Genomic DNA, 16,002 nt, shown 5'->3' with positions numbered 1-16,002 from the left:
CTGAAAAGAGGAATGTGCGATCAGCGCGGCGCACTGTCGGTGCGCCGTGCGGCGAATACTTCCCTCAGCGCCTGCGCTGCATCGATGGCACGCGGGAAGCCCGCCGTGACCGTCGTCAGGTAGACGATTTCCTTGAGTTCTTCTTCCGTCGCGCCGAGCTTCAATGCATAGCCTGCGTGGATTTTCAGGACGGTCGCATTGCCTTGAGCGGCGAACGCCGCCACTGCCGCAAGCTGGCGCGTACGGTCGTCCAGTACGCCGCGCGACCACACGTCGCCGAGCGAATAATCGACAATGCCGTCCGCGAGGACCGGGAAATCCTGTCGCAATGCATTCAATACCGGCTGGCCGGCGCCGCCCGACAGTTTCGCGATGGTCGCCTCGCCTTTTGCGCGCCGAGCGTCGATAGCGTCGTCGGCGGCCGAGGTTGTGGTGACCGTTGCAGTGACCATGGATAGCGCGAGGATACTCAGGGAAATGAATCTGTTGTTCATGCTATTCCTTTGAAGGTGAGGTGCAGATAGGAAGCAAGCGATCCGCAGGCACGATGGACAGTGCTGCGATGACGGAAGTCTACGAGCCGGAGGTGGAGAAATGAATGCCGAGAATTGTCGAACTATTGCCTAATCCTCTTAGGGCATGGAATCGACCGCAAACACGTGGTTAAATTGGCGCCTGTCCATTGATTCGGGAGACGCATTGATGAATGCAGGCAATGAACATTCGAACCCGGACCCATCGCGCCAGGAGCGCATGATCGACTTGCTGAGGACGCTGGCGCCGTCGGAGGGATACACGCTATCGGCGCTCGACGGCGTGCGCTTCATGCGCTCGAATCATTCCTTGCCGCGCACACCGGTACTGTACGAGCCGAGCATCGTGGTCGTATGCCAGGGACGGAAGCGCGGCTACGTCAACGACAGGATCTATACCTACGATGCGCAGCAGTTCCTGGTTCTTTCCGTGCCGCTGCCGTTTGAAAGCGAAACCATAGCCAGCCCGGAAGAGCCGATGCTGGCGGTCGCCATCCGCATCAACCTGTCGGTCGCCGCAGAGCTGGCGCTTGCCCTCGACGAAACGCAGCGGCATACGCCGGCGGTGCCGGTCGGTATCTGCTCGACGCCGCTGGACAGCAACCTGAGCGATGCGGTGCTGCGCCTGCTCGAAGCCCTGAATTCCCCGCTCGACGCCCGCATTCTCGGCCCGTCCATCGTGCGGGAGATTTATTTCCGGGTGCTGACCGGGGAGCAGGGACCGGCGCTGCGGGCGGCGCTGACACACCATAGCCAGTTCGGCAAAATCGGCAAGGCGCTCCGCCGCATCCATGCGGACTACAACGGCGATCTGGATGTGGATACGCTCGCCGCCGAGGCCGGCATGAGCATTGCGGCATTTCATGCGCACTTCAAGGCGGTAACAATGACGTCGCCGATCCAATATCTGAAAACCACGCGCCTGCATAAGGCGCGCCTGCTGATGGTGCAGGACGGGATGAGCGCCGCGACCGCGGCGGCGCATGTCGGCTATGAAAGCAACTCGCAGTTCAGCCGGGAGTTCAAGCGATTTTTCGGACGTACGCCGGCAAGCGAAACGGCGTTCATGAAAAATGCGCTCATGCAATCGCCGGCGAGCGGCGCGACGCAGTATGTGACGGCTCAGTAAATGGCTGCGGCGCGCCGTGCGTGAAACGGCGGCGAGGAACGTTTTCCCGCCGCCGGTAAACATCGAATATGGAATTTATCTCAGGAAGCGCCCGTCTTTCGAAATGACGGTCAGGTCCACATCGCGCCACGCCTGCCGGTTGGTCTTGCTGTAGTTGACCACGTGCCCGCCGATATCGACCTTGTTCATCCCGTCCAATGCCTCGGCCAGCTTTTCGCGTGTGAGATTCTTGCCAGCCCGTCGCAGGGCTTCCACCATGATCTTGGCGTTGACGAAGCCCTCGATGGACGAGTACGACAGTTCCTTGGTGTCCACGCTTTTCATCAGCTTCTGGTATTCACGCACCAGCGCCGTGGTTCCGGAAAACGGGAAGGGCGCCACCTGCGAAACCACCACGCCCACGCCATCTGCGCCCAGGGCCTTGATCGATGCCTGCGACGACATCACGCTCATGGCGAAATACAGCGTGCCGGTCACCTGCTCGTTATAGGCACGGATGACTTCTACGGTCGGCTTGCCTGCGGTGATGAGAAGCACCGCTTTCGGTTTGACCGCCGCCAGTGCCTTGACGGTTTCGGCCACGTTCTTGGAATCGTTTTCAATCGGCGCCGCGACACTGAGCTTGATCTTGCGCTCGGCCAGGATGCGTTCCAGGTTGGCCAGGGTCTCCTTCCCGAACGCATTGTTCTGGTAGACCACGCCGATATCCTTGATGCCGCGCACGACGATATGGTCGATGATCTTGTGCGTCTCGTCGGTATAGCCTGCACGCACATGGTAAACCCAGCGACTCTTCTGCTCGCGCAGCGCTTCGGAGCCGGTGTAGGGCGCGAAATTGACGATGCCCACTTCATTCACGTAGGGCATGATGGCCATGTTGGCCGGCGTGCCGATGATGCCGAACAAAGCCACGACATCATCTTTTTCGACCAGTTGCTTGACGTTGGCGGCGGCTTTCTCCGCGCTGTAGCCGTCGTCCATCGTGATCAGGCGGATTTTGCGGCCATGAATGCCCCCCTGGGAATTGATGTAGTCGAAGTAAGCTTTCGAGCTGGATGAGTTTGCCTGCCCCTGCTGCGCCAGAATCCCGGTCAGCGTCGTGGTCTGTCCCAGCACGATTTCATCTCCGACGACAGTCTGCGGTTTCAATTCCGCCGATGCACCGGCATGTACACTCAATCCGATGGCAAATAGTAAAGAAACGCCAAGGTTTCTGCCTGCTCTCATTCGCTTATCTCCTCATGTTTGAAATTATGGGTCGCGCACCGCATGGTCGGACCGGTCTAGTATAGCCAGCAGGAATTTTCATTGGACGAAGCGTTGCAATGAAGAAACACAATTAACACATTGACTATTTTGGAAGAGAGACGGGCAGCGGGAGTTTTGTGTTGCGGCATCAATTCATTTGCGCCGACATTTATGCTTTCCTTATCGAACTACCGTCGCGCTGCGTATTCTGAGTTAGTACCAATCTATACATGGCGCAGGAGATGCAATTGGAATTATCGACAATATTGCTGAAAGGAATCAGATCAGACGCCGGGGCCGAAAAGCATGCATCGCTTCCCCAGATGCTGAGCGCCATCCGACAGCACCTCAAAATGGACGTCGCTTTCATATCCGAATTCGAGAACGGGCGGCGTACCTTCCGCCAGGTTGACCCTCTCGATCCGGCCAATCCCGTTCAGCCGGGCGCAAGCGATCCATTGGAGGATTCGTACTGCCAGAGAATTGTTGACGGGCGCCTGCCCGAACTCATGCGCGACGCAAGGGAAAATCCCGTTGCCGCCGCGCTTCCCGTGACCCACGCGCTCCCGGTAGGCGGCCACATCAGCGTGCCGATCCGCACTGCGGACGGCGGGGTTTACGGCACCTTTTGCTGCTTCAGCAAATCACCGCATCAGATGCTCGATGAACGTGACCTGAACATGATGCGGGTGTTCGCCGACATCGCCGCGCAAATGATCGATAGCGAACATGCGACCGCGGGACGCTTGCGCGAACTGGAAGCACGCATTGATGCCGCCATCCTCAACGACAGCCTGTCGATGGTCTACCAGCCGATCTACGATCTGGAGCAGCAGGTTGCCACCGGCTTCGAGGCGCTGTCGCGCTTTAGCGGCGCGGTGGTCCGCAGTCCGGACATCTGGTTCCGCGAGGCCAATGAAGTCGGGCGCGGCGCTGAACTGGAAGTGAAGGCGATCCATCTTGCGATCCAGTCGCTGCGGCATTTTCCGAAAGGCGTCTATGTATCGATCAATATGTCGCCCGAGCATGTGATTGCGGGCGCGCTGAATAACGTGCTGGAAGACATGCCGCTCGACAGGCTGATGCTGGAAATCACCGAGCATGCGGTGGTCGAACACTATGACGACCTCGCCGAGGCGATCCGGCCGTTTCGCAACCGAGGGATGCAGATAGCGGTCGATGATGCGGGCGCGGGTTATGCCAGCTTCCGGCACATCCTCAATCTCGCGCCCGACCGCATCAAGCTCGACATCAGCCTGACGCGGAATGTCGATACCGACATATCCCGCCGAGCACTGGCTGCGGCATTCGCGCGGTTCTCGAAGGACACCGGCACCGGCATAGTTGCGGAAGGCGTCGAAACCGCAGCCGAGATGAAGGCGCTGCGGGAATTGGGTGTATCAAAGATTCAGGGATTCTATGTTGCCCGGCCGATGAGGCTCGATACGGCGGTGAAGATGTGCGGAAGCCGCGAGCTGAGCCTGAATCGGGACTGAATGCATCTTCGCTGCGGAACGCGCAGGCCGGATCTGATCCGGCCTGTGTCATGGATTGGCCGGGTTCTTCCGCAGACATGTCCCTCATGCGTCGGCCACGTCCTGCCAATCATCTTCAGTGTCCAACATAGGAGGCGCTTGAGCTTTCGCAATAAATTGCAAGGCTGTAATGCTAGTCTGCATTGACAATCCTTAACCCATGCAAGGGATAGCGATGCCCATGCCGATTCGTCAGCGCCTTTCCACGCCAAACGATTCACGTGCAGCTAACGCCGCTCCCTTGGCATCGTCGAATGAAGCGTCGATTCATGTATTCACGCCAGGGATAGCTTCAACTCCTTCCCCTGACCGCGCACGGACTTATTTCATGCGCATCAAGCTGGCCGTGCTCGGCTTGCCCGGCGTGTGGGTTGCGCTGATACCCATCAAGTTGTTCAAGGTTTACCGGCTGTTCATGCGTCCCCAGATGGCACGTTTCACCCGGCTCGCGTTTTCGTCGCGGGAGGTCTGCAACTATTCCTTTCACCATACCGATGCATCGACCCGGAGGCTGGCCGTTCTGCTGGCGAACCAGCTCGATGGCGTAACAGTGGATGCGGTGCTGCGCTATTGCGGCGAGGTGGACCGTATCCCGTTATTGCAGGCCATCTACCAGGAGGCTCGCAGTCAGGACAACGTGCTGCGCAATCTGACCGATCATGAACTGCGGGTCGGCCGGCAGCTTCTCTACTATTGCCTTGTGCGGGTGCTCAAGCCGCGCCTTGTTTTCGAGGCCGGTACGGCGCATGGCATCGGATCGCTCCTGCTGCTGCACGCATTGAAACTCAATGCCGAAGAAGGGCAGGCGGGTCGGCTGATCACGGTGGACATGAATCCGAATGCAGGAAAGCTGCTGAAGCAACTGCCGGCCGACTATCAGGCGCTGGTCGAATTCGAACTGGGCCACAGCGAAGTGAAACTGGCGCATGCGCCAGCGGAAATAGACTTGTTCTTCCATGACACCGCCAATATTCCGGATCATGAATCCCGGCACTATGAATTGCTGTGTGAAAAGCTGTCTGCATGCGGCGTGATCTGCACCACCTGGGGCACGGGCGGGCGGCTGGCCGAATTCTCCATCAAGCAGGGCAGGCGCTACTTCGAGTTCACCAATGAAGCGCATGAGCACTGGTGCAATGACACGCTCGGGATTTCAATTCCGTCCATGACAGGCGGCCATCCTTCGCGGCAATAACCCAACTATCCTTCGCATGTCTGCCTACATCGACTAGTTTTTCTTCCCTTCGAAGCAGTCTTTGAAATTCATCTCCAGGTGTTCAGGATTTCTCCCGGTAAAACGCCTTGTTGCGTTTGTGACCAGCTGATGTCTTATACGAACCGATCCGGCATTGCATGGTCAATCCTGCGGATAAAATGCAGGCTGATGGCGTAGCGGAGGAGAAGATGGTCGACGTAGGGCAGGCAAAACAGAATCAAATCATGGCGTGGGGCGGATGGTGGCGCTGCCTTGCCGCCGCGATCATCCTGGCCGTGTGCGGCCACGCCGCTTCGGACGAGCCCGGGCTTCCGGCGCCGCCGTATCAGCATTCCCTTGTCGGCGATCCTGCCGATGTGAAGCGGCCCAGGCCGGCTTTCCCTGCGCTGGTACTGATGGGCGGCGGCAGATCCGTGCCGGAGGCATTCCAGTGGATGGCAGGCAAGGGCGGCGGCGGCAACTTCGTCGTGATCCGCGCCACCGGGACGGACGTTTACAACGACTACCTCTATTCGCTGGGCGGCGTTTCCTCCGTCGAGACGCTGGTCATTCCCAGCCGGGAAGCGGCGCATGATCCCTTCGTCATTGATCGCGTGCGCAATGCAGAAGCGCTATTCATCGCAGGCGGAAACCAGGGCGACTATGTCCGGTCCTGGAAAGGTACGCCTCTCGAACGCGCGATACACGAGCTCGCGGCCAACAACGTGCCGATCGCCGGCTTCAGCGCCGGCCTCGCCATTCTCGGCGAGTATGCATTCACCGCGGAACGCGGACCGATCCGTTCCGCCGCGGCCATGGCCGATCCCTTCGACCAGGCGATTACGCTCAGCCATGACTTCCTCGCACTTCCTTATCTGACGAATGTCATTACCGACAGCCATTTCGACACGCGCGACCGCATCGGCCGTCTCATCACCTTCATGTCACGGCTGGTGGGCGACGGCCGCACGAAGTCGGTACGCGGCATCGGCGTCAGCGTCGGAACCGCACTGCTCGTCGAGAACGGTTGGGCGCAAAAAGTGGGGCAGGGGCCGGTATATTTTCTTGAGGCCAACACGCCGCCGGAAGTCCTGCAGCCGAATGTTCCCCTCACGCACCGCGACATCCGGATCCAGCGCCTCGACGGGGCCGGACCTTTCGACATGCGACGGTGGTCCGGCGGCGACGACGGCAATATCGCGCAGTACTCCGTCTCCATCATCAACGGCACGCTGAACGCCTACCAGGGAGGGGCGGAAAACCAGTGAGCATTTGATTGGCATGCCCGACGCTCATGCCGGTATTTTTGCGCCACAACAATGCCCCTTACGGGCGAAGCGCGCTAGACTGCGTTCTTGGAAAACGTTTCGTCTATTGTCCGGTGCGACCATGATCGGCGGCATGCTGTCCGGCCTGCCGCACCAGACAGCCACCAGGTTCCCATCATGTTCCGGCATTAACATCCGCAGTCGCAGATTGACCTGAGCGCCGTTGCGGTAGCCTTTGCAGGCCGGTTGGATATTCCAGCCCATTGCCTGATATCTTGTCGCTCCGGCATGCTGGCGGATCATGAACAATATGTTACTGCGCGATAGCGGGTCAACCCATGCCGGTCATCCGGCGGAGTACGGTGCAGGCGCCGGCAAGCTTCTTTGAAAGGTATTGGATAACGTGCAAAAGCTTCATTTGAAAGGTGACCCATCAGCAGCCGTCGAGACGGAGCCGCTGACCGAAAAGCTCAACGGCATCATCGAGGAGCTGCCCACCGACGGCGTGACCTTGCGTCATCTCCTGCAGCTGGTCGGGCAGGATGGTCTGATGGTACTGACCGCATTGCTGTCCCTGGTTTTTCTTATCCCGGTCTCCATCCCGGGAGTCAGCACCGTGTTTGGCGCAGCGATCCTGCTGATAGCGGTGAGCCGTCTTTTTAACCGCGAGCTGTGGGTGCCCGCATCGTTTCAGGGCCGTGTCATCTCGACGGAAAAGCTGTTGCCGGTTTTTCGGCGCGCACTTGTCTGGCTGCACCGCCTGGAGAAAATCAGCCGGCCGCGCCGCCTGCATTGGCTGGCAGCCGATGGCCCGATCGGCATACTGAATAGCTTCGCCCTGATCCTCGGCGCGGTGTTGCTCATGGCGCCGTTCGGCCTTATTCCCTTCAGCAACACGCTTCCCGCGGTGGCATTGCTTTGCCTGGCGGTCGGTATTGTGCAGCGGGATGGCGTTTGCATCCTGCTCGGTTACATCAGCAACCTGGGAACCATCATCTATTTCTCGGTCCTGATCGGAGGCAGCGGGCTTGCCGTGCGTGAAGCGCTGCAATACTTCGTCGACCGATAGCGTGAGCCGTGCCACGCAGATCGGTATTGTGTGGCTTCACGGGGGATCAGGCATTCTGCAACGGCGCGAGGCTGCCCGTCAGCGCCTCTCCAGATTCATCGGTTCGCAGATGCGGCGGCTGAATAATCGAGCCGCTTCAGCTTCAACATCAGTTTGCCGATTCCTCGGCGGCGCAGCGGGTGCTGCGGCGGCGTTCGGTGCACCGAGTGCGCCAGCGGGATACGGCCCGGAAGCGCCAGATGGCATGTACCGCGACATATCCAATGACGCTCAACAATACGGATAGCACGATCATGCCGATGATCAGCGACGTGCCGACCGATTGAATCCACGTCAGCGAATGGCGCATCCATTCCAGGAGGGAATTGAAATTCGTGAAGTCGAACACGGCAGCCTGGGTACTTGCCACGGTAGCGGCATCGGATGGATCGCCCCCGACGAGGAACGCCCCCAATTGAAAAGCCAGGTACAGCAATGCCGGTGTCGTGAACGGATTCGACAGCAAGGTGCCGAAAACGGCGACCGGAAGATTGACCTTGAACAGGATGGCGGCGATGGCCGCAAGCGGAATCTGCGCGACCGGAAATGCGATCGCGAAAAACAGGCCGACCGCCGCACCGCCAGCCACAGAACGCCGGTTGAACTGCCACAGACAATGGTGATCCAGGAATCGGTGCACTGGCTTGAGTGCCCGATAGGTAAGAATGCTTTCCTGCGTTGGAATATGTTGTTTCCAGCGGCGGGAGCGCAGAGGTTTGCGGTTGGTGTCAGATGGTTTCATTCAGCGAAGAAGGACGTGGCAGGGTCGGATGTTGAGAAAATGAGTCGCTGTATACAAGTTTAATTGTACGGATTGAAAAACACTGCAACAACGGAGAAATCAATGTTTGTCAGAACAGCCTGTTTCTTTTTACTTTCCTTGGCCGCAGGCAGTGCGCTGGGCGAAACCGTTGGCGAAGTGGATACGGTTTTCAAGCTGATCGGCCCGGATCACAAGATTGTCGTCGACGTTTTCGACGACCCGAAGGTGGGTGGCGTGAGCTGCTATCTTTCACGCGCAAAAACCGGCGGCATCAAGGGTGCGCTCGGCATCGCCGAAGACAAGGCGGAAGCATCGGTTGCGTGCCGCCAGGTCGGCGATATCCGCTTTAATGGCAAGCTGCCCAGGCAGGAGGAAGTCTTTACGGAAAGAGCATCCCTGCTGTTCAAGCGTATCCGTGTCGTGCGAATGGCCGATGCAAAACGCAATGCTCTCGTCTACCTTGTCTATTCCGACCGCCTTATCGAAGGAAGTCCTCAGAACAGCGTGACAGTCGTTCCTGTTCCTGCAAATCTGCCAATGCCACTTGAATAGCACCTCCTCCGGCGCTCCCGTCCTCGATGCATGAACAGGACAGGGGCGCCGGGAGGGGATCAGCTTCTCAAGGCGGCAATGCGATCTTCGATCGGAGGATGGCTGCTTAACAGAGACATCAGGCCGCCACCTCCCGATATGCCGGATGCAGCAATATTCTTCGGCAACTCGCCTTGCGACAGGCCCCCAAGACGCTGCAGTGCGGCGATCATGTTCCTCGGCGTGCCGAGAATCTGCGCGGCGCCCCGGTCGGCACGGTACTCGCGCTGGCGAGAGAACCAGGCAACGATGATACTGGCAAGGATGCCGAACAGGATGTCACATACGATGACGGTGACGGTGTAGCCGATGCCCGGTCCGCTGCTCTCTTCGTCATTCCGGCGCAGGAACTGATCGACGAAATAACCGACGATCCGCGCAAGGAAGATCACGAAGGTGTTGACGACGCCCTGGATCAGGGTCAGTGTGACCATATCGCCGTTGGCAATGTGTGCCACTTCATGCGCCAGAACCGCTTCAACTTCCTCTTTGGTCATCGACTGCAGCAACCCGGTCGACACCGCCACCAGGGAACTGTTCTTCGTCGCACCGGTGGCGAATGCGTTCGGCTCGCCTTCGTAGATGGCGACTTCCGGCATGCCGATGCCGGCCTTCTTCGCCTGTCTGGCGACAGTGTCCATCAACCACAGCTCGGTCGAATTCGAAGGCTGATCGATGACGCGCGCGCCGGTCGACCACTTGGCGATCGGTTTGGAGAGAAACAGGGAAATGAATGCGCCGCCAAAACCCATGAGCGCGGCAAATGCGAGCAGCGCGCCGAGATTCAACCCGTTTGCGGTCAGAAACTTGTTGACGCCCAACAGGCTCGCGGTAATACCCAGGACAAGCATGATGGCGAGGTTCGTGGCAAGGAAAAGAAGGACGCGTTTCATGGTGGATTCAGATCTCCTCGTTCAAGTGGATGAATGCTTTAAGGATGTTGAAAGTGCAGGCCAAATGATCAGTCCATGGCGACAACGAGTTGCGTTACGACGAGCGTCAGAATAAGGCAGATGCAAATGAAGTAGGGCAACAAATCCGGTGTCATGGACGATTTCAAATTGGAAAGACAGATCAAGCGTGCGGATTATAGTAGCAGCAAGAGTCTTGAAAAAGCGAAATTTACAGTAATAAATGTCCTGAAAATACGAAGTTGTGCGGGTTGTCCGGGCGATGGAGCGTTATGGCATACCGGAATGGGTTATAAGCACGGCCGAAGTCGTATCCGCGCAAGTCGAGGAAATCAATTGCTGACATGACCCACCTGCTCATGGGGCGCCGAGCGGATTGTTTGACGCAGGGATGGTGCAGAAACGGTTGACGGCAAATTCGTTGGAGGGGTGTATCGGATCAAGAAACTGGTATCGGCTTACTGAAAAGCACCCCGGCCCGGTTCGAGCTGAGGTGCGTGACACGGAAAAACATGATTGCCCCGACGGTCCCGCCGCAATGAACAATGCGGCGTTTTCATCGAGATGCCCCGGCCCGTGATGGGTGCAATGCCCGGACGCTCGGTTTCGCCTAAGCATCCACCATGTATGTACTCTGTTTTATGTCGCGTCCAGGGCCTGGCTGAGGTCGGCCAGCAGGTCGTCGATATGTTCTATGCCGATCGACAGCCTGACGGTGTCTTCCGTCACACCGGCCTTGGCGAGTTCCTCCGGATTGAGCTGCCGGTGTGTCGTTGACGCCGGGTGGCAGGCCAGGGATTTTGCGTCGCCGATATTGACCAGGCGGGTGAAGAGTTGCAGCGCGTCCTGGAACCGCGCGCCGCCTTCACGGCCTCCGTGGACGCCGAAGGTCAGTACGCCGGACGGGCGTCCGCCGAGATACTTTGTCGCCAGTGCATGGTCACGATGATCCGGCAATCCGGCATAGTTCACCCAGTTGACCTTGGCATGGGACGCAAGGAAGTTCGCGATCTTCAGCGTATTGTCGGTAATGCGCTCCATGCGCAGCGCGAGCGTTTCGATTCCCTGCAGGATGAGGAAGGCATTGAACGGCGAGATCGCCGCCCCGGTATTGCGCAGCGGTACGACCCGTGCACGCCCGATAAACGCCGCTGGCCCCAGCGCCTCCGTATAGACGACGCCGTGATAGGACACATCCGGTTCGTTCAGCCGGCGGAACCTTTCCTTGTGCTGTGCCCATGGGAATTTGCCGGAATCGACGATCGCCCCGCCTATCGAATTGCCGTGGCCGCCGAGATACTTGGTCAGCGAATGCACAACGATGTCGGCGCCATACTCGAAGGGCCGCAGCAGGTAGGGCGTGGCCACGGTGTTGTCGACGATCAGCGGCACGCCGTGACGGTGAGCGATCTCGGCGATTTTCTCGAGATCGGTGATATTGCCGAGCGGATTGCCGATTGATTCGACATACACCGCCTTGGTTTTCTCATCGATCAGGCGCTCGAAGGAGGCGGGCTCGCGGTAATCGGCGAATCGCGTCGCGATGCCGAACTGGGGCAAGGTATGGGCGAACAGGTTATAGGTGCCGCCGTACAGCGTCGCCGCCGACACGATATTGTCGCCGGCTTCGGCGATGGTAAGGATCGCGTAGGTGATCGCGGACTGACCCGATGCCAGAGCCAGCGCGCCGACACCGCCTTCCAGTGCGGCAACGCGCTTTTCCAGAACGTCCTGCGTCGGATTCATGATGCGCGTGTAGATGTTGCCCGGCACCTTAAGATCGAAAAGATCGGCACCGTGCTGCGTATCGTCGAATGCGTAGGACACGGTTTGATAGATGGGAACAGCGGCGGACTTCGTGGTTGGATCTGGCGAATAGCCGCCGTGGACCGAGATGGTTTCAAGTTTCATAGTGGTTCCAGTAATGAAATGAAGATGTCTGTGCGCAGATGTTGCGCGGCGCTTTATTGACGCCTTGGCATGATGAAACTTTATTGAACCGCGGTCAAATTGAATACGAAGGTTTTCTCACTTGCTTATGTTCTTTTAGCGGTAACCGGTTGCAGGCGTCATCGTGATGCCTTGATCCGTTGCGGCAGGAAGTGCAGGCAAAGCATATCGACGTGCGAAGAAATTCGTTGGTCCACGTCGAAGCGGAAAATAGAATCGTTTCCGCAGCATTCGCATTACTTCACAAGACGCTGATTTCAGAGAAGAACCAAGAGGTATGAATATGAGCCTTGATTTTTCGCCGCAGTTTCACAAAAGGCTTTCGTATAACAACGGACAATGGATATGGGTGGCAACTCCGCATCCGAAAACTGTCATGCCCATCAAGATGCGCTTCTACCAGGCATGGCAGCGCGAAGAGTACGCGAGATTGAGACGCTCCGGGGCCGATGTCATGGCGATTGCCATCAGCATCTGACGTCCGCTTGTTTCGACCTGCACGTCGGACAGCGCATTTGCAAGCGCATCAATACCCCAATCGCGGATGGCCGCCCTGACGCCCTTGCATAGTTATAAAACGCGTATCTATAAACGCTAACATTCGTTTGCCGCATGATCGAACAGCAATAGAAATTTGCTCACATTCTATTGCCGGGAGAAGATCCATGTCCGATGTTGCTGAATTGGCGGATGTCGCCAATGCGATCGCGATTCGTCCGTTCGACGCGCCCCTTGGCGCGGAAGTATTGGGGCTCGACCTTGTCGGTCCGCTCGATGACAGCGAGTTTCGGCGCATTCATCGCGCGCATCGTGATCATCATCTGTTGATCTTCCGCGATCAGCGCATCATGCCGCAGCAGCGGGTCGATTTCAGCCGCCGTTTCGGCCCGCTCCAGATTCATGTGCTGCATCAATTCCGGTTGCCCGGACATCCCGAGATACTGGTCGTTTCCAACATCAAGGAACACGGCAAGCCGATCGGGCTTGGCGATGCGGGGCATTACTGGCATTCCGACCTTTCATACAAGGAACTGCCCAGCCTGGGGGCCCTGCTGCATGCACAGGAGTTGCCCGCCGAAGGCGGCGGTACCCTGTTCGCGAATATGCATCTTGCCTGGGAGACGCTGCCCGACTATCTGAAGCGCATCGTTGCGGACCTCAAGGCCGAGCACAGCTATCTCACCAAGTACGCGGAACTGCAGCGCCGCAGTCCGTGGCGCCCCAATCTCACCGAAGAACAGATCGCAGCGGTCAAGCCGGTCGTGCATCCGGTGGTGCGAACGCATCCGGAAACCGGCCGCAAGGCATTGTTCGTCAGCGAGCATTTCACGCCGCGCATCGTCGGTCTCCCGGAAGACGAAAGCAGGGACCTGCTCGATATCCTGTTTGCCCACAGCGTGAAACCGGAACACGTCTAACGTCATCGCTGGCAACCGCATGACATGGTGTTCTGGGACAACCGCTCGTTGATGCATCTTGCGGCTGGTTGTCCGGACGATCAGCGCCAAAAGATGTATCGAACAACCATCGAAGGCAACGCGCCATTTTGATTTTCCTACCAGGGATACCATGCAAAATACAATTATCCATATCGTTCGTCACATCCGCAGCGTCCTATCGTCTCTTGTCATCGGGATCTCCATTGCCGTTGCCGCCATGGCGATGGCGCCGCCGGCGCATGCGGAAGGCCGCATCCGCATCGCGGAGCAGTTCGGCGTCGTCTATCTGCTCCCGAACGTGGCACAGGACCAGAAGCTCATTGAACGCGTGACTTTGCGCCGCCGGGGCATGCAGCGCTGACCGAGGCTGCATGCCGGACGATGAGCACTGTTCCGCGCCACATTTGTCTGAATGATCATGGACTGGCTTGATATCACCACTGCGGTGCTGGTGGCGGTCGTGGTGATCGCTGCGTTGTTATATCCGCTGAACAGGGATGACGATGAATGATCTGCCTGAATGGCGGATCGTGAAGGATCGTCATCTTGCCCCGGATCGTTCCTGATGCCGGACGTAGGCATCCCGATGCCCTGCAAGCCGGCGGCATGGCGCGCCGCCGGCATACTGTGCTATGTTGCCTGTCTTGTAATGGCAACCCTGTACAGATATGGCGCCGCGACCGCACGACGAGACGACAGACGATTTGCAACAAGCTTCATTTGGCTCCGAATTCCGCTTTCAGGCCTTGTTCGAACAAGCCCCCATCAGCATGCAATTGCTGGCTGCGGATGGCAGGACCGTTCAGGTCAACAAGGCGTGGCACGCACTGTGGGAGATGCCGAGCGAGACGGCATTGAGAGACTTCGTGCTGGGCAGCGACTACAACGTCCTTACGGATCCCCAGCTGCTTGCAAAAGGCATCACTCCCTACCTGCAGCGCGCATTCGCCGGAGAATCCGTCAAGATTCCGGCGACGAAATACGATCCGGCGGAACTGGGAAAGCCGGGACGTACGCGATGGGTCACCGCGACGGCACATCCTTTGAAAGACCAAGATGGATGCGTGCAGGAAGTCATGCTGATGCACGAGGACATCACCGAGCAGGTTGAAGCGGAACGCCTCATCCGCAATAGCGAAGAGCGGTTCCGTTCGCTGGTCACGGCGACCAGCATGATGGTCTGGACGACGACGCCGGAAGGCGTTGCCCGCGAGGATTCGCCTTCCTGGCGCGCCTTCACCGGACAGAGGGAGGACGAATGGTTGAAAGAAGGCTGGCTTTCGGCGGTGCACCCGGACGACCGTGAGCATGCCGCGAAGCTCTTCAGGGAAGCCATCGCCAATAGATCGGTGTACGCGACCGAATACCGGCTCCGGCGCGCCGATGGCGAGTATTGCTGGACCTCCGCGAAGGCGGTGCCGGTGTTGAATGCCGATGGCTCGGTGCGGGAGTGGGTGGGAGCGAATACCGATATCTCGGAGGCCAAGAATGCCACGCATTCGCTGCAGGCCAGCGAGGCCCGTTTCCGTACCATCACCGATGCGATGCCGCAGATGGTGTGGTCCACCCGGGCAGACGGCTACCATGAATACTATAACCAGCGATGGTATGACTTCACGGGTGTTCCGGCCGGTTCAACCGATGGCAAGGAGTGGGAAAATATTGTCCACCCTGACGACCAGGACCGTACACGGAATGTATGGCGCCATAGTCTCGATACCGGCGAGCCGTATGAAATGCAATATCGGCTTCGACATCACTCCGGCGAATACCGCTGGGCGCTGGGAAGGGCATTGCCGGTGCGGGACGAGTCCGGCAGGATCATCCGGTGGTTCGGGACCTGTACCGAAATGCATGACCAGAAGATGGCCGAGGATGCATTGCGGGAGGCTGCCCGCCGGAAAGACGACTTTCTCGCCATGCTGGCGCATGAATTGAGAAATCCCCTTGCCCCGATCAGCGCCGCTGCCGAGTTGATGGAAGTGGTGCAATTCGACAAGGAGCGCATCAAGCAGACCAGCAAGGTGATCAGCCGGCAGGTACGCCATATGATGGGCCTGGTGGATGACTTGCTCGATGTCTCCCGGGTGACACGCGGCCTCGTCAAGATCGACCAGCATCCGCAGGACCTGAAAGTCATCGTGGCGCACGCGCTTGAACAGGTCATGCCGCTGCTGGAGGCGAAGCGGCATCGCCTCACGATGGCGCTGGCGTCCGAAACCGCGCCGGTGCTCGGAGACGAAAAGCGCCTGGTTCAGGTGGTGACGAACCTGCTGAACAATTCCGTGCGATACACGCCGGAAGGCGGGGATATCCATCTCGCCATCGATGC

The 16,002-nt window shown here is 58.5% G+C and carries 12 protein-coding genes and 2 pseudogenes; 9 read left to right on the top strand and 5 right to left on the bottom strand.

Annotation, left to right across the window (positions count from 1 at the left end; translation table 11 throughout):
* Window positions 1-20: 20 nt before the first annotated feature.
* A complete protein-coding gene (locus tag VGU61_RS16545) occupies window positions 21-494 on the bottom strand; it encodes a carboxymuconolactone decarboxylase family protein (RefSeq protein WP_326860305.1) in 474 nt (157 codons plus the stop codon).
* A gap of 208 nt (window positions 495-702) precedes the next feature.
* Between VGU61_RS16545 and VGU61_RS16540 the strand changes: the two genes are divergently transcribed.
* Window positions 703-1,662: an AraC family transcriptional regulator gene (locus tag VGU61_RS16540; RefSeq protein ID WP_326860304.1), complete on the top strand. Its 960-nt coding sequence runs from the start codon at window positions 703-705 to the stop codon at window positions 1,660-1,662.
* A 75-nt stretch (window positions 1,663-1,737) separates the two neighbouring features.
* Here the strand turns inward: VGU61_RS16540 and VGU61_RS16535 are convergent, their stop codons facing one another.
* Window positions 1,738-2,889, bottom strand: coding sequence for an ABC transporter substrate-binding protein (locus VGU61_RS16535; protein ID WP_326860303.1), 1,152 nt, complete (start codon window positions 2,887-2,889; stop codon window positions 1,738-1,740).
* Window positions 2,890-3,140: 251 nt separating this feature from the next.
* Between VGU61_RS16535 and VGU61_RS16530 the strand changes: the two genes are divergently transcribed.
* The 4 genes from VGU61_RS16530 (at window position 3,141) to VGU61_RS16515 (ending at window position 7,977) form a co-directional block, all read left to right on the top strand.
* Window positions 3,141-4,406, top strand: a complete 1,266-nt coding sequence (locus tag VGU61_RS16530; protein ID WP_326860302.1) for a sensor domain-containing phosphodiesterase — start codon at window positions 3,141-3,143, stop codon at window positions 4,404-4,406.
* Window positions 4,407-4,773: 367 nt separating this feature from the next.
* Window positions 4,774-5,640: a class I SAM-dependent methyltransferase gene (locus VGU61_RS16525; RefSeq protein WP_326860301.1), complete on the top strand. Its 867-nt coding sequence runs from the start codon at window positions 4,774-4,776 to the stop codon at window positions 5,638-5,640.
* A 158-nt stretch (window positions 5,641-5,798) separates the two neighbouring features.
* Entirely contained in the window at window positions 5,799-6,908 is a 1,110-nt protein-coding gene (locus VGU61_RS16520) for a cyanophycinase (RefSeq protein WP_326860300.1), read from the top strand.
* A gap of 403 nt (window positions 6,909-7,311) precedes the next feature.
* Complete coding sequence (locus VGU61_RS16515; RefSeq protein ID WP_326860299.1) at window positions 7,312-7,977, top strand: exopolysaccharide biosynthesis protein; 666 nt, start codon at window positions 7,312-7,314, stop codon at window positions 7,975-7,977.
* 148 nt (window positions 7,978-8,125) lie between these two features.
* On the opposite strand, the gene VGU61_RS16510 is transcribed toward VGU61_RS16515, so the two are convergent.
* Complete coding sequence (locus tag VGU61_RS16510; protein WP_326860298.1) at window positions 8,126-8,758, bottom strand: DUF2062 domain-containing protein; 633 nt, start codon at window positions 8,756-8,758, stop codon at window positions 8,126-8,128.
* Between the two features lie 102 nt (window positions 8,759-8,860).
* Here VGU61_RS16510 and VGU61_RS16505 point away from each other — a divergent pair, with 102 nt between their 5' ends.
* Window positions 8,861-9,331, top strand: a complete 471-nt coding sequence (locus VGU61_RS16505; RefSeq protein WP_326860297.1) for a CreA family protein — start codon at window positions 8,861-8,863, stop codon at window positions 9,329-9,331.
* A gap of 59 nt (window positions 9,332-9,390) precedes the next feature.
* Here the strand turns inward: VGU61_RS16505 and htpX are convergent, their stop codons facing one another.
* Window positions 9,391-10,263, bottom strand: coding sequence for a protease HtpX (htpX, locus tag VGU61_RS16500; RefSeq protein ID WP_326860296.1), 873 nt, complete (start codon window positions 10,261-10,263; stop codon window positions 9,391-9,393).
* Window positions 10,264-10,920: 657 nt separating this feature from the next.
* Window positions 10,921-12,192: an O-acetylhomoserine aminocarboxypropyltransferase/cysteine synthase family protein gene (locus tag VGU61_RS16495; protein WP_326860295.1), complete on the bottom strand. Its 1,272-nt coding sequence runs from the start codon at window positions 12,190-12,192 to the stop codon at window positions 10,921-10,923.
* Window positions 12,193-12,896: 704 nt separating this feature from the next.
* Between VGU61_RS16495 and VGU61_RS16490 the strand changes: the two are divergent.
* The 3 genes and pseudogenes from VGU61_RS16490 to VGU61_RS16480 form a co-directional block, all read left to right on the top strand.
* Window positions 12,897-13,781: pseudogene (locus VGU61_RS16490) on the top strand (TauD/TfdA dioxygenase family protein).
* A 19-nt stretch (window positions 13,782-13,800) separates the two neighbouring features.
* Window positions 13,801-13,998, top strand: a pseudogene (locus tag VGU61_RS16485) (ABC transporter substrate-binding protein); the annotation flags it as partial.
* A gap of 418 nt (window positions 13,999-14,416) precedes the next feature.
* Window positions 14,417-16,002 (top strand): PAS domain-containing sensor histidine kinase (locus tag VGU61_RS16480; RefSeq protein ID WP_326860294.1); only part of this gene is annotated, 1,586 nt, incomplete at its 3' end.

Origin of the sequence: Noviherbaspirillum sp., assembly GCF_035944575.1 — a bacterium.
Taxonomy (GTDB): domain Bacteria; phylum Pseudomonadota; class Gammaproteobacteria; order Burkholderiales; family Burkholderiaceae_D; genus Noviherbaspirillum.
The sequence above is the reverse complement of the archived record's forward strand: the minus strand, read 5'-3'. Positions and strand labels throughout refer to the sequence as shown.